This window comes from Acinetobacter sp. GN11, from assembly GCF_054823985.1.
This window is the reverse complement of the sequence record NZ_JRVL01000099.1, coordinates 1-22,285: the sequence shown is the minus strand read 5'-3', so window position 1 is coordinate 22,285 and position 22,285 is coordinate 1. Positions and strand designations below refer to the sequence as shown.

Genomic DNA, 22,285 nt, shown 5'->3' with positions numbered 1-22,285 from the left:
TTCCTGCTCGCGCTTTAATCTTTCCACATGAGTCATTGCTTTTTTAATCGGCTGACCATGTTGAAATAAAATCATTTCACCAGGTAGATAAGCTGTCCAATTTTCATTATGTGTTAAAGGCTCAGTTGTTATTACTGCTACACGATCTTCAGGGGTTGTTACCTGACTAAAATCAACTTCAACATCTAAATCAATTAAATGAGCCTGATTAAATGGATATTCTCGAACTAACCAATGTAATTTAGTAATCGCATAACTAAATAATGCCTTGCCATTCGATAAGCAATAATTAAATGTACCGTACTCAGCAATTTGTGGCGAAATTTTTTCTAATACTTCAAATATCTGTTCAAGGCTTGGTTCTTCATAGCCAAAAGCTTCAACAAGTTGATCGAGCAAATAACAAAATGCGCGTTCACTGTCTGTATTACCTACAGGTGTAAAACGTCCACTCAGTGGTGGATCAAAGTCATGTAAATCACCATTATGGGCAAAAATCCACTGACGCCCCCACAGCTCTCGAATAAAGGGATGAGAATTTTCTAAAGTAATTTTGCCTTGAGTCGCTTTACGGATATGCGCGATCACATTACGTGATTTAATTGGATAATTACGGATAAGATCAGCAATTGGAGATTCAACTGCCGACTGGTTATCGACAAATAGTCGACAAGCTTTATCTTCGAAAAATGCGATACCAAATCCATCACTATGGTCTGAGGTAATTCCTGCACGCTGTGAAAAACCACGGAAAGAAAAAGTGATATCCGTTGGTGTTGCACAATTCATTCCTAATAGCTGGCACATATTGCTTTTAAACTACTTCTAATTACCCCATCTGCTCTATTGTGCATGAGAGTAAAATTGCTTGCAAATCTCAATATGTGCTGGCTATTAGAAAATAGGACATATGATTAACGTTGACCCATTTTATTCATGACAAATGAAGTCGCCACTTTATTCACTTCCAGAAATACAAAATAATCTAGACAGTTAAACTCTTCATCAAAAAAAGCCTGTTTCGATAATTTTGATTGCATGCTCAAATACATTTGGAAGAGTTTCGGCATACGCTCATCTTGTGGAAAGCTAAATTCAGGATATTCAGGTTCGTAGATTTTTTTCGAACGAATATCAATTGTTTTGCTTTCAGATAATTGCTGAATCTGGCGATGCGTGTAGTACGCTCTAGCTAAATTATCTTGTAGATGAATACTGACACAGCCCATCAAATATTTAGCACGCATTGACCACAACACTTTAGGTGCAAGATTCATCCAAAGCATTGAAAGAGCCTTACCATTACGAAAGCGTGGGTGCACACAGGTACGCCCTATTTCTAACACATTAGGAAGGTGCGATAACTGAGGAACAATATCAAACTCATGTGCGCTGTAGCTTTGTGCGATCTCATGACCTTGAAATAATTTTAGGCGAGTATACGCGACAATTTCTCCAGTCCACTTTTCACGTAAGACTGCGTGCTCACAACCAAAATCATAAATGTCTTGGTCTAAATTATCTTCAAAATGAATTCCAAATTGTTGGCTAAATTGTTGTGCACGGAATCGCTGTACATCTTGTAATTCTTTTAAATTATCAACCCATTCAAAACGAAATTGTGTCTGATTTATTGCTTTATGACGATTTAAAGGTAAAGTCCAGGTTTGGCGATATTGATTAAGTTTTTCCAGCATAATGAACGCTCCTAGTGACATCCCATACACTAGTCAAAGCTCATGACAAAAAAATGACCAAATTAAAATGGTATAAAAAAAGACCACCTAGGGTGATCTTTTTCTTAAGAAGAACGGATTTCTTAAGCAGTTTTGCTGCGATTAGAAATGAGCGTTCCAACACCATGATCAGTGAAGATTTCTAGCAATGTTGCATGTGGTACGCGACCATCAACAATATGCGCACTCACAACACCACCTTTCACAGCATCAAGTGCACAACCTACTTTAGGAATCATACCGCCATAGATCACACCTGTTTCAATAAGGCGATCAACTTCTTGCGTAGTAAGCCCAGTTAACAGATTTTTATTTTCATCAAGCACACCAGTAATATTGGTAAGCAAAATTAACTTTTCAGCGCCTAGTGCTTCTGCAACCTTACCTGCAACTAAATCAGCATTAATATTATAAGTATTGCCTTCTTCATCTACGCCTAATGGCGCAATAACCGGAATAAAGTCACTTTGAGTGAACATTTCCAATACATCTGTTTTAACGCCAGTCACTTCACCAACCATACCCAAGTCGATATGTTTGATAGAACCGTCTTCTTCTTGCTTTTCCATAAGTAATTTACGGGCACGAAGTAAATTACCATCTTTACCTGTTAAACCAATTGCACGGCCACCATGTTTATTAATCAGGTTAACAATTGATTTATTTACGCTACCACCTAATACCATTTCAACCACTTCCATGGTTGCAGCATCAGTTACACGCATACCGTCAATACGATCAGACTCGCGGCCTAACTGCTTTAAAAATGAGTCTACTTGTGGTCCACCACCGTGAACAACAATCGGATTTAACCCGACAGTTTTAAGTAAAACAATGTCTCGGGCAAATGAACTTTCGAGCTCCGGATCAGTCATCGCGTTGCCACCGTATTTCACCACCAGCGTTTTACCAGTAAAGCGTTGAATATACGGCAAAGCTTCAATCAAGATTTTTGCTTTGTCGACACCGATATGCTGATGTTGGGGCATTACGCCTCTCCTTACTTAGGCCTCTGAAAGTTCTTGTGCAATTTGTGGATAGTGTTCTTGCAACATATCTACAAATTTTTGCTGGATTTCCTTTAATCGTAAAGGATTATCCGCATCAAATCTTACTGTAAAATATTCACCAGTATTTGATGCTCGAATAATGCCAAAACCATCATCAAAATCAAGACGTACACCATCGATTTTACTGATGCGGGCACCTAAACGCTGACTTAAAATTTCAATATCTTGTAATACATACTTCGGATCGGACTGATATGTACCAATATAAGTATCTTCTGTACAACATCTTTCTGGATAAGGGGCAAACAATTCGGAAATTGTTGTTGAACTAGATTGGGTAAAATATTCCATTACGCGTAATGCAGCATATAAGCCATCGTCGTAGCCAAAACCACGCCCATCATTAAAAACGTAGTGGCCTGCATATTCTCCACCAAAAATAGCGCGTCCATTTGACTGAGATAAATAAGCGCGTAAGAAACTACTTCCAGTACGGATCATTTTTGCTTTTCCGCCGAGTTGTTCGACTGTTTTTTGAACCATACGTGAACATTTCACATCAAAAACAATTTCTTGCTCGGGGTGTTGTTCTAAGCACATTTGCGCAAAAAGTGACAACAAACGGTCCGCAGTCAATATCTGGGCTTTTTCATCCACTAAAACAACACGGTCTCCATCACCATCCAGAGCAATGCCAATATCGGCCTGCTGCTCAACCACTGCTTTACGCAAATGAGTTAAGTGAGCTGCGTGCGAAGGGTCTGGTGCATGATCTGGAAACTCTCCATTTGGATTAGCCCGTAAAGCAATCACTTCACAGCCCATTTTTTCCAATATTAATTTTGAGCAGTGGCCAGCAGAGCCATGTAAACCATCTAAAATAACTTTTAAAGGCCGTTTTAATTGAATATCTTTAAACATGGCTTGCTGATATTTCTGACAAAACTCAGCTTTAAATTGAGGTTGGGTTAGCTCAAGTACAGAAATGGAATGAGTTGGTACATAATTTTGAGCTTCGTCACCCACCTGCTGAATCATTTCAGGAGACGGCGGTTCACCTTTTAAAATCCACTTAATACCATTATCAGATTTTGGATTATGGCTTGCGGTCACCATAATGCCATTGCCACCAAAATCTCTTGCAATGTAATACATCATTGGCGATGAACAACAACCAATGTTGGTCACATTTAAACCTTGTTCTATTAAAATTTCTTCAATTAAGTGTGCATAGGCTGGACTTGTGAGACGGGCATCATAGCCAACCACTAATTGAGTTTGTTTTGCTTGTTTGTATTGTTGTGCCAATCCGTAGGCAATCGAACGGACAACGTCCGCGGTTAAGTAAGAAAGTTTGCCTCTAATATCGTAAGCACGAAAAATACTTTTTGGAAATGAGTGTCTTACATTCATAGCGTATCTTCTATTTAAAGATCAATCCGATCTATCGCAAAAACATAGATTATTCAAAATTTTTGAAAGGTTTGTTTGCTAAAAAAGTTAAAAGAATATGAGTAAAGCGTGTTGTAATATAATCCATTGTAACATTCAAGATGTAAAAAGAAACGCCTGATCAACAGGCGTTTGATTTTCGTTAATATTTTAGAAAAACTTATTGTTTACCTGTGTGACCAAAGCCACCAGCACCACGTAAAGTTTCTTCAAATTCTTCTACTTGCTCAAATTCAGCTTGTACGACGGGCACTAAAACATACTGTGCCAAACGCTCGCCTGGTTCTAAACGGAATGTGGTTTGACCACGGTTCCAAACAGAAACCATCAATTCACCTTGATAATCTGAATCAATCAAACCAACTAAGTTACCAAGCACGATACCGTGCTTATGACCTAAACCTGAACGCGGTAAAATTAAACCAGCAAAATTTACATCGTGAATATAAATTGCCATACCTGTTTTAACTAAAACGGTTTGTCCTGGTTCAATATCAATTGCTTCATCGACGCAGGCACGTAAATCTAAACCCGCTGAACCTGCTGTTGCATATGAAGGTAAAGGCCATTCTTTACCTAAACGCGGATCGAGCAATTTCACTTGAACTTTCATGGGATTTCCTAAAAATTAAAAAAATTAACGCTTTAATAAAGCTTTTAAATTTGCCAGATATTGTTGAGCCTGTTCTTTAGGATCAACATTAGCCGCAATTTTCTTTTTACGCCCTAACCACTCGAGCTCATCTTGAGGAAGTTCATCAAGGAAACGGCTAGGCGTCATCTGTTTCATCTGTCCACCATTTTTGCGCTGTTCCGCCAGTGTTAACGTTAAGCCTTGGCGTGCACGGGTAATTCCCACGTACATGAGACGACGCTCTTCCTCAATGGTTTCAGCTGCAATCGAGTTTTTATGCGGCAATAGTTCTTCTTCCAGTCCCATAATATAAACATATGGGAATTCCAAACCTTTTGCAGCATGCAGAGTAAGAAGGTTAACTTTGTCCGTATCTTCTTCTTCCTGCTGCTGTTCTAACAGGTCAAGTAGAACCAGTTTTCGAATGACACTTTCAATATTTTTTTCATCAACGTCTTCTGCACGGTTAATGAGGTTTTGAATACTGTTAAATAAGTTCTCGATATTATCAAGCTTACTTTTCTCTTGTGCAGGTGTTGCAGATTGTTCACGAACGTAATCCATGTAGCCAGCTTCGTTCATCATTTGACGAACTTTAGGCACAGGTTCATCATCTTCTAACAATTCACGCGTAAATGTCGCGATAAAGTCAGCAAACTCATGAAGTTGAGTTTCTGCTTTTTTAGGAAGCACCATGCTTAAACGTTGGTCAGCAGAAGCACCAAGTAAAGACAAATTATTTTCTTGTGAGAATAATCCTAACTTCTCAAGAGTAACTGGCCCAATCGCACGTTTAGGGGTATTAATAATACGTAAGAAAGCACTGTCATCTTCTGGATTAATAATAAGACGTAAATAACTCATCACGTCTTTAATTTCTGCACGGGCGAAGAACGAAGTACCACCAGAGAGTTTATAAGGGATTTGCATTTGGCGAAGCTGTGTTTCTAATACACGAGCCTGAAAGTTCCCACGATATAAAACTGCATAATCTTTCCAGTTTTTACCGTTCATTAACTTATGAGTAAGTAGGTCTTTTACCACGCGCTCTGCTTCATCATCATCATTACGACACGTAATAATTCTGATGACTTCACCATGTCCTTTATCACTCCACAATTTCTTATCAAAAATATGTGGGTTATTTTGAATGACACAGTTCGCGGCTTTTAAAATACGGCTGGTTGAACGATAGTTCTGTTCAAGTTTAATAATATGTAAATTTGGGAAATCCTGTTTCAGCAAAGCCATATTTTCAGGCTTAGCTCCACGCCATGCGTAGATCGACTGGTCATCGTCACCTACCGCTGTAAACTGCCCCATTACCCCAACTAAAAGTTTGACTAAAATATACTGAGCCGTGTTGGTATCCTGATATTCATCGACCAATAAATAGCGAACACGGTTTTGCCATTTATCACGTACTTCTGCATTTTCTTGCAATAAGCGTGTTGGCATCACAATTAAGTCATCAAAATCGACTGCATTGTAGGCACGTAAATTACGTTCATAAAGCTGGTAAAGATGAGCAAACTGTACATCTTCAGGTGTTTCACATGTTGAATGTGCTTGCTCTGGCACGATCAGATCATTTTTCCAATCTGAAATTTTCTTCATTGCCTTAGCAATTAATTCTTTGCTTTCTGCGCCCGACAAATTATCACGATGCATCAAATCCATCAAAATACGTTTACAGTCGTCTGCATCCAAAATCGAAAAATTAGCTTTTAAAGGTAAATTTTTAAGTTCTAAACGTAAAAGGTTTAAACCAAAAGTATGGAAAGTAGAGACTGATAAACCTTTTGATTCTTCACGTGATAAAAGCTTGGACACACGCTCTTTCATTTCACGTGCAGCTTTGTTTGTAAAAGTCATCGCAGTGATACGATGCGCCGGAATACGGCATTGCTGCACCAAATAAGCAATCTTACGAGTAATTACCGATGTTTTGCCTGAACCAGCACCAGCAAGCACCAATAAAGGGCCTTGAGTATATTTCATGGCTTCTTCTTGCTTGTTGTTCAATTGACTGGCAGATGACATCGTGTATTACCTCTTAATTTTTCGAGCATGATTATAGTCATCTCTGTTTTAGAAACCCAATAGTAAATCTACGGATATGTATAAATGATGTCTAATAATGCAATTTATGCGCCGCAGAATGTCGTGATTATTTTTTGTACTGCACCCATAAAAAAACCACCCGAAGGTGGTTTTTGAAACAATAAACTAAATCTTATTGTTTAGCATAAATGCTGATTTCTACACGACGGTTTTGTTCACGGCCAGACGCAGTTGAGTTATCTGCGATCGGGTTAGATGAACCAAAACCTTGCGCGTCGATACGGCTAGCAGATACGCCTTGGCTAGCTAAATAACTACGTACTGATTGAGCGCGTGCTTGTGATAATGGAATGTTAATTGAATCATTACCAGTGTTATCAGTATAACCTGTTACAAGAATTGCACTCTTGTTATCTTCAGCCAAAGTTTGAGCAACTTTGTTTAAAGTTGAGTAGAAGTTTGGCTTGATGTTTGATTTGTTTGTATCAAAAGTAATGCTACCAGGCATAACTAATTGAACAGAACCGTCTGGATTACGGTTAACGTCTACACCAGTACCCGCCATTTGTTGACGTAATTTTTTCTCTTTTTGGTCAAGGTATAAACCACTAGCGCCACCAAGAACTGCACCAATTGCTGCAGCACGGTTGTTTTGACGGCTAGAGTTTGCACTTGATTTAGAAATACCGTAACCAGCTGCTGCGCCAATTAAAGTACCTAATGCGGCTTTATCGTATTCAACGCCACCAAGATTATTACCAGTTGTTTGACAACCAGATAATACTACTGCTGCCCCTACCACTGTCGAAATAACTAATGCACGCATTGCATGCCTCCTCACTTTGTGTGTTTTGTTGTCTGAATGAATAATGAAACAAAAAGGAAGTATAAAACATTGATATTTTGTTAATAATAAACACTTTAGTTACTTTTTTGTAATATTTTGATGCACTTTAAGATGCAACCTCATCACAATTTCTTCATTGTTGTCTAAGATATCGTTGTATTTCATATTATGACAGTTATAGTTGAACAACTTTTCTATGGATTTTAGACATTCGGGGTCATTCATATGTCAACTGCACCCAATAAGCAATCTGCGCTAAAAAAAATTACACGTGGACTCACTGTAGGTACAGTCATTACAGGAAGTACGTTTTTTCATGGTCCACCTGTCCTTGCACTAGGCCTGACCAAGCTTTTAAAAAAATCATCAAAAGTAGATGAAACCAATATTCAAATTACAAATAGCTGGTTAGGCGTAAATAATTGGTTAATTGACCATGTTTTACCAAATCTAAAATGGGATATTACGATTGATGAGGGACTTGACCTCAATATGCAAGGTCGTTATCTCATGACGTGTAACCATCAAAGTTGGGTTGATACAACGGTAAATCAATATTTTGGTTTAACCCGTATGCCACTCACCCGCTTTTTTACCAAATGGGAACTCATCTTTATTCCTTTCGTTGGCCAAGCTTTTAAAATTTTAGGCTTTCCAATGATGAAGCGTCACAGCAAAGAACAGGTTGCGAAGAATCCTGAACTTAAAGACCGTGACATGATGGAAGCACGTAAAGCCTGCGAGCAACTTTTAAGTCAGCCCTTTACATTATTGAATTATTTAGAAGGTACTCGCTTTACTCAAGAAAAACATGACCAGCAAAAATCACCATATAAACATTTGCTTAAACCTAAAGCGGGTGGTTTAGCACTTGCCTTGAATATTTTAGGTGACAAAATTGATGCCTTGGTTGATATGACGATTGTCTATCCAAATGGCGTACCTGGATATAGTGATTTCTGGTTAGGCGATGTTTCAAAAATTGCGGTAAATTTGCGTAAAATTGAAATCCCAGACTGGGTTCTTGGTGGAAACTATGAAGATGATGCGGTTTACCGTGAACGTTTCCAACAATGGGTCCATGAAATCTGGACCGACAAAGATCAACTTATTGAGCAAATGAAATCTCAATATACCTCTACAAATATTTAAGAAAGCATCCGTTATTATGCAAAACAGCGCTGGGAAAAAAACGAAATATCATCAGGTAGATCCAAACAGTCTTTCGTTTAAGCTGTTTTTGATCTATGACATCTTTATGGTGTTTATTATTATTTTTAACCTGTTCTGTCTTGCTATAAATTTCTTTTTAATGAGCAGTATTGGGGCATGGTTCTTTGAACACATTCATTTGCCCCAAATACTGAGCTTTTACCATAATTCACTACATCCATGGGTAATCACATCAGAAGCATGGTTTATTGGTTTTTTAATTGTTGAGCTGCTTGTTCGTTGGAGCATTGCGATTATCAATAAACACCATAAACGTTGGTTCTTTTTCCCTTTTATTCACTGGTATGAAATTTTAGCGATTATTCCACAGCTTCGTTTTTTACGTTTATTCCGCGCGGGGATTATTGCTTATCGCTTACAGGAAATGGGATATCAAGTTATTCCCGAAAGCTGGCGAAAGACTGGATTATTTTACTATCGCGTCGTGATGGAAGAGTTGTCTGACCGTGTTGTTATTACCGTGATTGATGGCATTAGATATGAACTTCAAACCAGTTCTAGCCATAAACAGATCATTCACGACTTGGTTAATCATCATCGTGAGCAATTTACTGCTACCCTAACAGCATTATTACAAGAGTCTTTAGCCACTGCTTTAAAACAACAAAAGCCAGCAATTACAAAAGGCGTTGGGAAAATTGTAGATCAGGCCATAGTAGATACACCTGAGCTAACCCAATTATTACGCTTAATTCCTTTAGTCGGCGGTCGCATTGAACAACAAATTCAAAGCATTGGTCAAAGATTAGGTGAGAATATTAGTGCAGGTTTAATTGAACCTTTAATTGAAGGATCGCCAAACAATCCGAATCCTACCTATCAATTAATTTCTCAAAAAGTCAGTGAAATAAATATTAATAATCGTCAGCTTGAGCAATTGGTTGAATCTGTCGTGTTCGAGACGCTCGAATCTGTACGAAAACAAGTTAAGGTCAAACAATGGCAACAAACGCTTGCGGAGCATGATCGAATCAAAGAATAAGCATTTACTTAATTTTTTATGAATCTTGCTAGAGAATTGGCATAAATTGTTCTAGCATTTGCCCTATTTACAATAAACTTAGCGCTATTACAGCTCGTTTAACGCCTTGAAGGAAGACTTATGGCTGATATCCGGATTACCGGCAGAATGGTTAACTTTAGCAGGATAACCTTCGATACCAATGATCATGATGTGATCCGCCAGCAATTATCAAATATATTAAATGAAGGTTCCCATCAAGGAACTTTAGTAATTATTGACAGTACAGTTGAGCAAGAATTAATTGCATTAATTCAACTTCTGGTGAGCTTGGGTCTACAGCCTATGGCGGTAATCGACGGTATTTTAGGAGATGAAGCTCGCGCTATTCAATTCCCTATTTTATCGGCAGATCAACCATTACAGCGTATTAAAGCCACAACAGAACAAGTAGCGATTGTAGAAAAACCAGCTACCGCCCCTGCCTCGTCTTCAGCAGAAACAAAAAAACCACTAAACAAGATAGCGGTTGCCCATATTACCTCTTATCATGATGAAATTTTGCGTACAGGCCAATCCCTTGTACAAGATAACGGCGATATTATTTTAAAAGCTGGCATGAATAGTGGTTCTGAAGTTATTGCATCAGGAAATATACATATTTATGGCACAGTTCGTGGTAGAGTCATTGCTGGTGCGGGCGGGCACGCAGCTGCACGCATTTTTTGCCAATCTTTAGAGGCTGAGCTCGTTTCCATTGCCGGAACGTATTGTGTCGCAGATGATATCCCTAAACATGTGGTAAAAAAGCCAGTACATATATATTTAAATGAAAAGCAAGAGCTTGAATTTGAAGCGATTGAACTTTAGTTTATTAAGTAAATCACCAAAAAACAGCCCTTTTAAGGGTGAATGACCATAATAGGAGTGGATTCGGTGGCCAAAATTGTTGTCGTAACATCAGGCAAAGGTGGTGTAGGTAAAACTACAACGAGCGCATCTTTTGCAACAGGTTTAGCCCTTCGTGGTCATAAAACTGTTGTGATTGATTTTGATGTAGGCTTACGTAACCTTGATTTGATTATGGGTTGTGAGCGTCGTGTTGTTTATGATTTTGTCAATGTTATTAACAACGAAGCACGTCTGCAACAAGCCCTTATTCGCGATAAAGATATCGAAAACCTTTATATTTTACCGGCTTCACAAACACGTGATAAAGATGCGTTGAGCGACGAAGGTGTTGCTCGTGTTATTGATGAGCTATCTCAAGAGTTTGATTATGTTATTTGTGACTCACCTGCGGGTATTGAGCGTGGTGCAATTTTAGCCATGTATCATGCAGATGAAGCAATCATTGTAACAAACCCTGAAATCTCTTCAGTACGTGACTCTGACCGCATTATTGGTATGTTAGATAGTAAAACAAAAAAGGTTGAACAAAACGAAGGACGTATACGTAAACATTTATGTATTACACGCTTCAACCCTGAACGTGCAGACCGTCAGGAAATGCTGACCATTGATGATATTTCTAAAGATATTTTACGCGTACCGACATTAGGTGTTATTCCAGAATGTCCAAGTGTATTGCAAGCATCAAACGAAGGTAAGCCAGTAATTCTGTATTCAGAAACTAAAGCTGGTCAGGGTTATGATGATTTGGTTGCTCGCTTTCTTGGCGAAGACCGTCCTTATCGACACATCACAGCTCAACCTAAAGGCTGGTTAGCACGACTATTTGGAGCGTAGTTATGGCAGGATTCTGGAGTAAATTATTTAGCAGTGACGAAAAGCCATCAAGTGCTCAAACTGCAAAAGATCGTTTGAAAGTTATTGTTGCTTCTGAACAAGGTTTAGGCCGCCGTTTAAGCCAAGACAAGATTGATCAAATGAAGAAAGAAATCATGCAGGTGGTCAGTCGTTATGTCAGCGGTGTAGGCGAACAGCATATCCAAATGCAAGTTCGTTCTGAAGCTAATATCGAAATGTTAGAAATGAATATCAATTTACCTGAAGAACGATAATTCTATTTCTGACTATTCAATAAAACAGAATCAAGGCAAAATAACGCAAGTTATTTTGCCTTTTTTAAAACTGAGGAGATTGTCATGGCATTATCACAGCCAGCAACTTTCAATGAAGAATGGTCCGATGAGCGTGTTTTTGCCTACCTCAACCAACTTCCGCCAGCGGGTGTGAACGCAGATTTTCATGTGCTCTACCATGCATTCAAACATATGCGTCCAACAGACTATGAACGTCTTTTGACTCAATTTATTGCGGACGGACGCGATATTAATGCCAAAGACCCTGAAGGCCAACGCATCCATGATGTGATTGCTAAATTTCCGCGTCAATCGGCACCATTTTTAGAAGTTCTAGCAAAGTTTGCTTAAAAATAAAAAGCCTCTTCAAGAGGCTTTTTTCTTATCTAGACTTATCGATTGCCAATCAGGAAAATACCAAACACAGTAAAAATACCACCTGAAATACCATCAATCCATTTTGAAAAATTACGATACGCTGCTCTAAAGCTCGGTAATGAAAAAATAAAAGTCACAAAGCAGAACCATAAAATCGTTTCAACTGTAACAATAATAAAGAGTAGCCAATGGACCTGATCAAGTTGAGGGTTGGCTAAAAATAAAGAGAAAACACTACCAAAATAAATAACAGCTTTAGGATTTGATAGATTGGTTATCAGTCCTTTAATAAAAAATAAGTAAGGTGCTTTTGGTAGCTCTACAGCAACATTGTCTTCTTGCTGATTTTTTGAAAAAGCCGACCGTAACATCTGATAGCCTAACCAACACAAATATAATCCCCCGGCAATAAGCAAACCTTGCTTTAACCAAGCCATTTTCTCAAAAATTAGATTTAATCCCATGAGTGCTAAACAAGCCCAGAACATAACACCTGCTGTTATACCTGCAACCACTAACATAGCGTCTTTACGTGATCGACTAATTGCTGTTTGAGATACAAGAAAAAAATCAGGTCCTGGAGTAATAAGTGCACAAAAATGGATAAAAGCTAAAGTAATCAGAGCGAGTAACATGTTTTCCTCCAGATTTAATTCATTGTTATTTATTTAGGAAAAATACATTAACATTTTTTACTATACGTTAAAATATTTAAGTCATTTTATAAATAGATTCGCTTTATTTGAATTATAAAAAAAGCCTCAAGAGAGGCTTTTTTTATAGGATTGAACTATTAAACCAAAATATCCCGCTTACCGTTAGGTCCCATTGCGCTCACAATACCATTCTCTTCCATTTGATCAATGATACGGGCAGCACGGTTATAACCAAGACTAAATTTGCGCTGTAATGATGATGTAGAAGCCTTGCGAGTTTCTAAAACAAATGACACGCATTGATCATAAAGTGCATCACGGTCAGAACCACCCTCACCGTCTTCAAAACCACGTGAAGTCGGTTCTTCGTCAAATGGTGTCAAGATTTCGTCGACATAATCTGGTTCACCACGTTCACGCCAAGCATCACAAATGCGGTTTACTTCATCATCACTAATGAATGCACCATGCACACGCTCAGGTTCGATTTTACCAGGGCCTAAGAACAGCATGTCACCATGACCTAATAAGTCTTCTGCACCGCCTGCATCCAAAATAGTACGCGAGTCAATTTTACTATTTACGCGTAAAGCTACACGCGTTGGAATATTGGCTTTAATCAAACCGGTAATGACATCAACGGAAGGACGTTGAGTTGCAAGTAATAAATGGATACCCGCAGCACGAGATTTTTGCGCTAAACGCGTAATCATTTCCTCTGCTTTTTTACCGACCTGCATAATCATATCGGCAAACTCATCTGCCACAATCACAATAGATGGTAACGGTGTTAGACGAGGTGCACGTTCTTGTGTTGCAGAGTCACTTGGCTTCCAAGTTGGGTCAATTAAATCTTCCCCATTCGCAATTGCTTCTTCAACTTTACGGTTGTAGTCACTTAATTTACGAATTTTTAAGAACGACATAAGCTTATAACGACGTTCCATTTCATTCACACACCAGTTTAATGCGCTTACTGCATCTTTCATGTCAGTAACGACTGGAGTTAACAAATGCGGAATATCATTATAGTTTGCAAGTTCAAGCTGTTTTGGATCGATTAAAATCAAACGCAACTGGTCAGGTGTATATTTAAGCAACATCGATAAAATCATCGAGTTTACCGCAACGGATTTACCAGAACCTGTTGTACCAGCAACCAACATGTGCGGTGCTTTCGCTAAATCAGTTAATACTGGATTACCTGAAATATCTTTACCCATTGCCATACTGATTAATGCACTTGGATCGCGATATGTTGGCGTTTCCAATAGCTCAATCAAACGTACCATTTCACGGGCACTGTTTGGCACTTCAATACCAATATATGGTTTACCCGGAATAACCTCTACCACACGCACAGAAGCCATCGACATTGAACGCGCTAAGTCACGCGAGATATTCGTTACCTTAGATGCTTTAACACCCGGTGCCAAATCTAACTCGAAACGGGTGACTACTGGCCCTGGTTGAGCTTCAACCACTTGAGCTTTAACATTAAATTCTTGTAGCTTAATTTCAAGTAATTCAGATAAACGCGAAAGCTGCTCTTCAGTGAAGTTAACTTTCTTATTTGGATCAACATTATCGAGCAGCTCAAGGCCAGGTAATGTTGGTAAATCTAAACGCTTCTTGGCAACTTGCATTGCACGAGACATTGGTCGACCAGCTGCATCTGTTAATGGTGCATCTAAATCGAAATCGAAATCGTCTTCATCAATATCAGGATTTTCCTGAGGTTTCCCAGCAGTTTCCTGCCACGCCTCAATAAACTCTTCTTTTGAAAGTTTATCGGCCTGAATAGTCGTTTGAATAGGAGCTTTTACAAATGCTGAAGACTGAGCATAACTACTTGCTCTGACAGGTTCTGCTGGCGCAATATCTTCATCTATTAATAAATCATCAAAGTCTTCAAAAACTTGTTCATTTGCTAAATTTTTAGGTGACTGATTTACATTTGATAAAGGTGAAGAAGTTTCTTTCGCAATATTCACGGATTGCGAAGGAGGTTCTGCGACTACATGCTGATCTTGAACAAATGGTGTATGCACATCTGTTGCAGTTTTACTGTTTGGAACCGCAGCAAGCAATTCATCAAAAATCTCATCATCATTCCAGTCAAGACCATGTAAATCTTGTTTAGCTGTAGGCTGAGTTTGGTGAACTTGAGAAATAGTTTGCTGAAATTGCTCATGAGCAGGAGCTTGTTCTGTTGAATCGTCAGCTGCTCTTAAAAGTGCATCAATTTCTTGCTTATGACTCGCATCATCACGTTGTAAGGCACGCCATACTTCACCGGTAGCCACTAAACGTTGACTATCTTTTTCAAGTTTATGGGCTTGCTCAAGCGTATGCTCAAAATTTTGAGTATTTGCAACTGGCGTATCTGCTACAGGCTCAGGTCGGCTTTGCTCTTTGGCTAGCATATCTGCAAATAGGCGCTCAGCAACCGCATCATGTCGTGTTGCTGCTGGTTGTGATTGAGTACTTTCAGATTGAACTGAAGCCACTTTCTCACTTGAAGCATTTGTCTCTGCATTTTCTGCAACTTTAACTGCCGTTGCTTTGTTAGCAGGCTGAGTCGTTAAATCATAATCCGATTCGTTCGGTGATACATTTTTATAAAATAAATCTTGTAAATAACTTGGTGTCGCTTTGAGCGTAACCCATGTTTTGCTCCACTGCACCCCAAATGCAAGAGTAAACAAGACCACTCCGAAAGCCAGTAAAAATAAAGTCGCGCCGTAAATTGTTAGCAATTGAGATAGGCTCTGACCTAACTCGTAACCAATAATTCCCCCAGCCGCATTATCTAAAGTATCTGCTGGTAGATTCCAGTGTAAATAAAGCAGGCTAGACACAACCAAAATTAAAAAGAATTGTGCAGCATAACGAAATGGGCGGTTTAAAAAACTACGTGGCCACCACACCTGAATTGCTTCAATAAAAAGGAAAATTGGAATAAGCAAACTTGCCCATCCTAAAAAACCAAACAGCAAATCTGCAATCCATGCGCCAGCAATACCACTCGCATTGGATACTTGCTGAGTATCACTGGAAATATGCATCCAGCCCGGGTCAAATGGTGTATATGTTACTGTCGCCAGAAACATATAAATGCCAAAAGAAACCAAGAATAATGTCATCAATAAGCGCTGTGCATAAACACTCGACACCGCAGTCATATACTGTCCTGTAACCCATTTAATTATTGGTTTAGAGATGTGAAGAACTACATTTTAGATCTTCAACGAATGAACTTTATATTATGCACCTGTTCTTACAAAAAAGGTGCATGATTCTTTACAGTTGTTGTTAACATGAGGCACTTCTACATTGTTATATAACTTAATTCGATTGGCCTGATCAATATTATCCACATTGATTTAACGCTATTGATCGGCAAATTCACGTATAATTTTCAAAATTCTCGAAATAAATAAGGATACCCTCAATGAGTGTTCGTCATTCTCGGTTAGTTATTCTCGGTTCTGGTCCTGCGGGCTATAGTGCAGCTGTCTATGCAGCGCGTGCAAACCTTAAACCTACTTTGATTGCAGGTTTACAACTAGGTGGGCAACTTACAACAACAACCGAAGTTGACAACTGGCCGGGCGATCCTGAAGGTTTAACAGGTCCTGCATTAATGGATCGTATGCAAGCACATGCTGAACGCTTTGGTACAGAACTCGTCTATGACCATATTAACGAAGTGGACTTAAATGTACGTCCTTTTGTTCTTAAAGGTGATATGGAAGAGTACACATGTGATGCTTTGATTATTGCAACTGGTGCTACAGCTCAATACCTTGGCCTAGAATCTGAACAAAAATTTATGGGACAAGGCGTAAGCGCATGTGCAACATGTGACGGTTTCTTCTATAAAAACCAAAAAGTAATGGTTGTAGGTGGTGGTAACACCGCTGTTGAAGAAGCGCTTTATTTATCCAATATTGCTGCACATGTAACCTTAGTACATCGCCGTGATAGCTTACGTTCTGAAAAGATTTTGCAAGATCATTTATTTGCCAAAGAAAAAGAAGGCAAAATCAGCATTATCTGGAATCATGAAGTTGAAGAAGTATTGGGTGACAATACTGGCGTAACAAGTGTTCGCCTGAAGTCAACTCAAGACGATACTAAGCAAGACGTAGAGGTTCATGGTCTATTCGTTGCAATTGGCCACAAACCAAATACTGGAATGTTTGATGGTCAATTAAACTTACGTGATGGCTATATTCAAGTACAAAGCGGTACTTCTGGTAATGCAACAGCGACTTCTGTAGCTGGTGTTTTTGCTGCTGGTGATGTCGCTGACAGTATCTATCGTCAAGCCATTACTTCTGCTGGGTCAGGCTGTATGGCTGCTCTAGATGCTGAAAAATATCTAGATAATCTCGGTTAATTCAATCGATGCAAAAGACATCCAATAAAAGATTGGGTGTCTTTTTTTATGATGTTCATCTCTTCATATTTTCAAAATGGTCTAAATGTGTAAAACGTCCTGACCTCGTCTGGTATTGGTCAATCTGAGGAACTAACCGTTGAAAGTGCTCAGACTGAACATGTCGATCTAAAGCAGCTCGATCTACCCATTCCTCAATAAAAATAAAATGTCCTAAATTTTTTATATCATGATATAAATCATACGCAACACATCCTTCTTCACATCTCGTTTTTTCAATGAGTTCCTGATAAAGGGGTAAAACAAAATCAATTTTTTTAATATCAATAAAATCTTCTGCAATAATTTTTAGCATTACGCCAACCTTTTCCATGTATTCATTCATGCTAAAGATGAACAATAAAAATTGTCAATGAAGCTCAGTTACGTTAATTTTGAATTATTCCATTTTATTTTATTTTCTATGCAGAAACTTCCACTCTCTCAATTCATTTTCCCTGACCCCATTGAGTCCGATCCAGACGGTCATGGTTTAATTTGTATTGGAGCTGATCTCTCCCCTTCTACCCTATATGAAGCATACACACATGGATTATTTCCTTGGTTCAATGAAGATGAACCCATTTGTTGGTGGAGCCCAGAGCCTCGTTGTGTGATCTATCCTCAAAATTACAAGCCAAGCAAGTCACTGCTTAGAAACATGAAAAAATATGACTATGCAATTACGGTAAATCATGCCTTTGAAGAAGTTATTCGCTCATGTTCTCTACCAAGAAGTTATGCAGACGAAACTTGGATTAGCGAAGATATTATTCAGGGCTACTGTGAAATGTTTAATGCTGGCTATGGTTATAGCGTGGAAGTTTGGGAGCAAGACAAACTTGTAGGAGGTTTATACGGCATTACGATTGGTAAAGGATGCTTCGGCGAGTCAATGTTTAGTAATGAGACAGATGTTTCAAAAATGGCTTTTTATACATTAATGCTGATTGGACAAGAAAATCAGCTCCCTTGGGTAGACTGTCAACTTGTAAATAGTCACTTAATTAGCTTAGGAGCTTGTACACTTTCTCGTCAAGACTACTTAAAATCGTTACAAGATGTAATTATTCACCCCTCTATCAATTGGAAAAAGTATCAAGAACGTGTATTTTCAAGTAAAACAATAGCATTAGATGCAAAATTAATGGAATGATAACAGGAGGGACCAATCATGAAATCATATCACCCGAAGTCCCTTTTAAATGATCTGCAGTATTACATTACTCCACCTCATGATTGCAGCTACCTAGAAAATAAATCGGCGCGCATGGTGTTTTTAGACCCTATTCATCGGATTGATGTGGTCACTCTTTCAGAACTTTCCCGTTTAGGATTTCGTCGTAGCGGTGACTTCGTTTATCGCCCTGAATGCCACTTATGCAGACAATGTTTGTCTTGTCGTGTTCCAGTTGCCGAATTCCAAATGAACGGCATGCAAAAAAAAGCGTGGAAACGAAATCAAGATCTAACCATGACTATTTTGCCGACTCAGCAAGCAGCACAAATTCATTATGATTTATATGAACGCTATATTAATGAACGCCATGCTGATGGTGACATGTTTCCACCCAGCTTAGATCAGTTTGAAAAGTTTTTAGTACATAGTTGTACAGATAGCTTTTTCCTTGAGCTCTGGAAAGATAACCGTTTAATCAGTGTATCTACTTGCGATCTTATGGATGATGGACTATCTGCGGTCTATACTTTCTTTGATCCAGATGAACATCGTAGATCACTTGGTGTGTACTCTATTCTCAACCAAATCGAATATGTTAAATCGCTTGGTTTAGAATATCTTTATTTAGGCTACTGGGTGCCGCACTCAGCCAAAATGAATTATAAATCGCAATACACCCCTTTAGAACTTTTACTTGATGGGCAATGGCGCCGTTTAAACAGATCCTTATCACCAGACGAAATTCAACAGTTAGGTACATCGCTTATGACAACATTACCTTCTGAATGGAACAATTTAATTATTAAATAATTTTGATCTTGCCTTCTTATGAAAAGCAACCAGATCGAAATTTAGAATAGAGAAGCAAAATCATCGGTACAGGTTTTTACCATAATGACTGCATGTTCCCGCCCTCCTTCTGAGGTAGGATAATAATTGCGACGGAGGTCGATTTGGTGAAAACCTGTTTTTTCATATAAACCGATAGCGGCTTTATTACTTTCACGAACTTCTAAAAATATTTGTACTGGCTGATTTTTTAACTGATCAATTGATGCATTTAACAATTCATATCCTAAGCCCTGACCTTGCATTTTAGGATCAACTGCCATGAGCAATAAATTTGCTTCATCTAACACTGGTTGTAAAATACAAAAGCCAACCACTCTATTTTGTGACTCAATGACGGTACATTGATAAGAATTCAAAGATTCTACAAATTGCTGTCTTGACCATGGATGTGTTTGCACTGATTTTTCGATTTGTACCACAATATCTACATCAGTGTTTTGCATAATACGAATCATGGGTTCCAGCATAATCAAAGTTCTAAAGTAATGCGTATTATAAAAACTTCACAAGAAAAAACGAGTAAAAAAAAGGACAATTAAATTGCCCTTTTTACCCTCTTTTTTTAGAGACCTAATTTTTCACGCCAAGTTGCCAGCAATGCTGTAGTGTCAGAATCATTTGGATGAAATTTTGGTCTTAAGAAATCAAGTAACTCTGGAATTTGACGGGTCATAAAACCTTTACGACCATACATGAACTTAAGCATGTACTTAGTATCTTTCCATGTTAATTTTCCATCGGTTTTTAATAACTTAGCAGTGAAATGTGTCTGAGTTGCAAAAATTAATGCCATTGCAATGATTAAAGCTGTTGAACGCATGAAATAGGCTTTCGGACCTTGCCCATACATACTTGTGTACACATCAAATGCCACAGCTTTATGTTCATTTTCTTCAACTGCGTGCCACATCCATAAATGATACATCGTGTCATCTTGGAACATTGCTTGGATTTCAGGATTCTGTAAAAGTTCAGCTGCAATCGTAGACGTAAAATGTTCTAGAGCACACGTTCCAGTCAAATCAATCATTTCTTTAGTGTAGCCAAAAGGTTTCATTAATTTGGTTACAACAGCTGTACCCATATTAATGACTTTTCCTGTTTGCTTTTCCATATGACGCACATCATATCCATAAGCCTGAGCAGAGGCATTAAATGCTAAATGCTCTTTCGAATGCATTGCTTCTTGACCAATAAAAGCACTTATTTCTTTTTGAAGATCTGGATCTGCAAGCTTTGGATCATTTCGAACAGCACGAGTGCTATTTACAAAGAACTGCTCACCCTCTGGGAAAAGAGCCGATAATGCGGTCATAAAATGAGTTAATCCTGCATCATAATTCGCCCAATAGCGCGGGACCTGAGCAAACTCAAAGTCCATACGACGCACAGGAAAACTAGCACCAGCACGATTTGAAATATTTACTTTAGCATTCATCTCAGACTCCTTTTAAGTGAATAGCTAATTCACATATAACTTTATTTATTTTCTTAATATTTATAATCATACGTCTTTCAATGTGCCAATTAAGTGCAGATGAGGACAGAGAAATATCAGATGAGGTCATTAATCACCCCATAAAGGTGCATAGACTTACTTATATTTATAGTTAGCAAATAATACTTAAAACAAAAAAGGGCTACTCATGAGCCCTTTCAAATCAACATAGATTTAACTTACAAACCTAATTTTGCTTTCCATGTTTTCAATAGACCCACTGTATCTAAATCATTTGGATGAAAACCAGGCTTAAAGTAAGCCAGCATTTCTTTAGCCATACCAGTAATGATACCTTTCGATGGGCTATATGCGTATTTATAAATCACCGATAGCTCATCTAGATTTAACTTGTTGTCTTGCTTTAATAGACGAAGCACAAAAGAAGACTGAATCAAGAAAATCAAAGTCATTGCAAATACTAGTGAACTTGTACGTAATGCATAAGCTTTTACGCCCTTACCAAACACACCTTCATACACGTCAAAAGCTACGGCTTTATGCTCATTTTCTTCGATAGCATGCCAATACCACATAGTTGACATGGTTTCGTCTGTCATCAACTCTTGAATATGCTTATTAATTAATAACTGTGAAGCAATCGTAGCGGTAAAATGTTCAAGTGCTGTTGTAGCCGTTAGATCAACCATGTCTTTGGTCATACCAAAAGGTTTGACAATTTTTACAAAAGTTTTAATTGCTGTTTGAATGGCCGTATCCGTAAACTTCTCTAACGCGTCTACATCGTGACCAAACTTTTGAGCAGCGGCATTAAAATTTACATGCTCTTGAGTATGCATTGCTTCTTGCCCAATGAAGGCACTAATCTCTTTTTGCAATACTTCATCATCTTTAATAGATGGGTGATAACGTACAGCCCGTACGCTATCTATGAAGAATTTTTCACCTGCCGGAAACAACGCCGACAATGCTGTCATAAAGTGTGTTAGTCCAGCAGAACCATTCATCCAATATTCTGGTACATCATTAAAGTCAAAGTTCATACGACGTACAGGAAAGCTCGCCCCTGCACGATTAGTAATATTCACTTTAGCATTCATACCCAAAGCTCCTTAATAAGTAACCCAAGTTACTCAAACTTTATTGTTCGTTTTCTTGATTCTTATCATACAAATTTAATAAAAAGGATTAAGTGTAAATAAGGACATTGAAATATCAGTTAAGGCCAGCTTTTATAGTGATTGTTAGACAATTAAATATAAAAAAAGCGCTCTAAAAAGAGCGCTTTTTTTCACTGAAAGTGATTATGCAGTTACTTTCGCAACAACACCAGC

The 22,285-nt window shown here is 38.4% G+C and carries 22 protein-coding genes; 9 read left to right on the top strand and 13 right to left on the bottom strand.

Features of this window, described 5'->3' with window-relative positions:
- From NL42_RS10485 to NL42_RS10455, 7 genes are all read right to left on the bottom strand, one after another.
- A partial coding sequence (locus tag NL42_RS10485; protein ID WP_461312693.1) for a class II glutamine amidotransferase occupies nt 1–807 on the bottom strand: 807 nt, incomplete at its 3' end.
- 107 nt (nt 808–914) lie between these two features.
- Nucleotides 915–1,697: a GNAT family N-acetyltransferase gene (locus NL42_RS10480; RefSeq protein ID WP_016139034.1), complete on the bottom strand. Its 783-nt coding sequence runs from the start codon at nt 1,695–1,697 to the stop codon at nt 915–917.
- Between the two features lie 122 nt (nt 1,698–1,819).
- A complete protein-coding gene (gene argB, locus NL42_RS10475) occupies nt 1,820–2,725 on the bottom strand; it encodes an acetylglutamate kinase (protein WP_016139035.1) in 906 nt (301 codons plus the stop codon).
- A 15-nt stretch (nt 2,726–2,740) separates the two neighbouring features.
- Entirely contained in the window at nt 2,741–4,159 is a 1,419-nt protein-coding gene (locus tag NL42_RS10470; protein ID WP_461312692.1) for a phosphomannomutase/phosphoglucomutase, read from the bottom strand.
- Nucleotides 4,160–4,358: 199 nt separating this feature from the next.
- Nucleotides 4,359–4,811 carry a dUTP diphosphatase gene (gene dut, locus NL42_RS10465; RefSeq protein WP_003653255.1) on the bottom strand — a complete coding sequence of 151 codons (453 nt, stop codon included), beginning with the start codon at nt 4,809–4,811 and terminating at the stop codon, nt 4,359–4,361.
- A 24-nt stretch (nt 4,812–4,835) separates the two neighbouring features.
- Entirely contained in the window at nt 4,836–6,875 is a 2,040-nt protein-coding gene (rep, locus tag NL42_RS10460; RefSeq protein WP_446091548.1) for a DNA helicase Rep, read from the bottom strand.
- Nucleotides 6,876–7,068: 193 nt separating this feature from the next.
- Nucleotides 7,069–7,722, bottom strand: coding sequence for an OmpA family protein (locus tag NL42_RS10455; RefSeq protein WP_461312691.1), 654 nt, complete (start codon nt 7,720–7,722; stop codon nt 7,069–7,071).
- Nucleotides 7,723–7,968: 246 nt separating this feature from the next.
- On the opposite strand from NL42_RS10455, the gene NL42_RS10450 reads away from it, so the two are divergent.
- The 6 genes from NL42_RS10450 (at nt 7,969) to NL42_RS10425 (ending at nt 12,333) form a co-directional block, all read left to right on the top strand.
- Nucleotides 7,969–8,895, top strand: a complete 927-nt coding sequence (locus NL42_RS10450; RefSeq protein WP_461312690.1) for an acyltransferase — start codon at nt 7,969–7,971, stop codon at nt 8,893–8,895.
- 16 nt (nt 8,896–8,911) lie between these two features.
- Complete coding sequence (locus tag NL42_RS10445; protein ID WP_461312689.1) at nt 8,912–9,958, top strand: preprotein translocase subunit SecA; 1,047 nt, start codon at nt 8,912–8,914, stop codon at nt 9,956–9,958.
- Between the two features lie 120 nt (nt 9,959–10,078).
- Complete coding sequence (gene minC / locus NL42_RS10440) at nt 10,079–10,807, top strand: septum site-determining protein MinC (protein WP_461312688.1); 729 nt, start codon at nt 10,079–10,081, stop codon at nt 10,805–10,807.
- Nucleotides 10,808–10,873: 66 nt separating this feature from the next.
- Complete coding sequence (minD, locus tag NL42_RS10435; protein WP_004641647.1) at nt 10,874–11,686, top strand: septum site-determining protein MinD; 813 nt, start codon at nt 10,874–10,876, stop codon at nt 11,684–11,686.
- Between the two features lie 2 nt (nt 11,687–11,688).
- Complete coding sequence (minE, locus tag NL42_RS10430) at nt 11,689–11,961, top strand: cell division topological specificity factor MinE (RefSeq protein ID WP_003653273.1); 273 nt, start codon at nt 11,689–11,691, stop codon at nt 11,959–11,961.
- Between the two features lie 84 nt (nt 11,962–12,045).
- Complete coding sequence (locus NL42_RS10425; protein WP_003653274.1) at nt 12,046–12,333, top strand: PA4642 family protein; 288 nt, start codon at nt 12,046–12,048, stop codon at nt 12,331–12,333.
- 41 nt (nt 12,334–12,374) lie between these two features.
- On the opposite strand, the gene rhtC is transcribed toward NL42_RS10425, so the two are convergent.
- Both rhtC and NL42_RS10415 read right to left on the bottom strand, forming a co-directional pair.
- Nucleotides 12,375–12,995 (bottom strand): threonine export protein RhtC, encoded by a 621-nt coding sequence (gene rhtC, locus NL42_RS10420; protein WP_416702650.1) that lies wholly within the window; start codon nt 12,993–12,995, stop codon nt 12,375–12,377.
- Nucleotides 12,996–13,153: 158 nt separating this feature from the next.
- Nucleotides 13,154–16,201: a DNA translocase FtsK gene (locus tag NL42_RS10415; protein ID WP_461312687.1), complete on the bottom strand. Its 3,048-nt coding sequence runs from the start codon at nt 16,199–16,201 to the stop codon at nt 13,154–13,156.
- 269 nt (nt 16,202–16,470) lie between these two features.
- Here NL42_RS10415 and trxB point away from each other — a divergent pair, with 269 nt between their 5' ends.
- Entirely contained in the window at nt 16,471–17,421 is a 951-nt protein-coding gene (gene trxB / locus NL42_RS10410) for a thioredoxin-disulfide reductase (protein WP_016139045.1), read from the top strand.
- Nucleotides 17,422–17,476: 55 nt separating this feature from the next.
- On the opposite strand, the gene NL42_RS10405 is transcribed toward trxB, so the two are convergent.
- Nucleotides 17,477–17,776, bottom strand: a complete 300-nt coding sequence (locus tag NL42_RS10405) for a putative quinol monooxygenase (protein WP_461312695.1) — start codon at nt 17,774–17,776, stop codon at nt 17,477–17,479.
- A 108-nt stretch (nt 17,777–17,884) separates the two neighbouring features.
- Between NL42_RS10405 and aat the strand changes: the two genes are divergently transcribed.
- Both aat and NL42_RS10395 read left to right on the top strand, forming a co-directional pair.
- Nucleotides 17,885–18,616 carry a leucyl/phenylalanyl-tRNA--protein transferase gene (gene aat, locus NL42_RS10400; RefSeq protein WP_005042665.1) on the top strand — a complete coding sequence of 244 codons (732 nt, stop codon included), beginning with the start codon at nt 17,885–17,887 and terminating at the stop codon, nt 18,614–18,616.
- A gap of 18 nt (nt 18,617–18,634) precedes the next feature.
- Nucleotides 18,635–19,450 (top strand): arginyltransferase, encoded by an 816-nt coding sequence (locus NL42_RS10395; protein ID WP_461312686.1) that lies wholly within the window; start codon nt 18,635–18,637, stop codon nt 19,448–19,450.
- Between the two features lie 41 nt (nt 19,451–19,491).
- On the opposite strand, the gene rimI is transcribed toward NL42_RS10395, so the two are convergent.
- The 3 genes from rimI to NL42_RS10380 form a co-directional block, all read right to left on the bottom strand.
- Complete coding sequence (rimI, locus tag NL42_RS10390; RefSeq protein WP_461312694.1) at nt 19,492–19,947, bottom strand: ribosomal protein S18-alanine N-acetyltransferase; 456 nt, start codon at nt 19,945–19,947, stop codon at nt 19,492–19,494.
- A 107-nt stretch (nt 19,948–20,054) separates the two neighbouring features.
- The gene (locus NL42_RS10385; protein ID WP_336170756.1) at nt 20,055–20,930 is read right to left on the bottom strand and encodes a metal-dependent hydrolase; all 876 of its coding nucleotides are present in this window, start codon (nt 20,928–20,930) and stop codon (nt 20,055–20,057) included.
- Nucleotides 20,931–21,169: 239 nt separating this feature from the next.
- Nucleotides 21,170–22,051 carry a metal-dependent hydrolase gene (locus NL42_RS10380; protein ID WP_461312685.1) on the bottom strand — a complete coding sequence of 294 codons (882 nt, stop codon included), beginning with the start codon at nt 22,049–22,051 and terminating at the stop codon, nt 21,170–21,172.
- Nucleotides 22,052–22,285 lie beyond the last annotated feature (234 nt).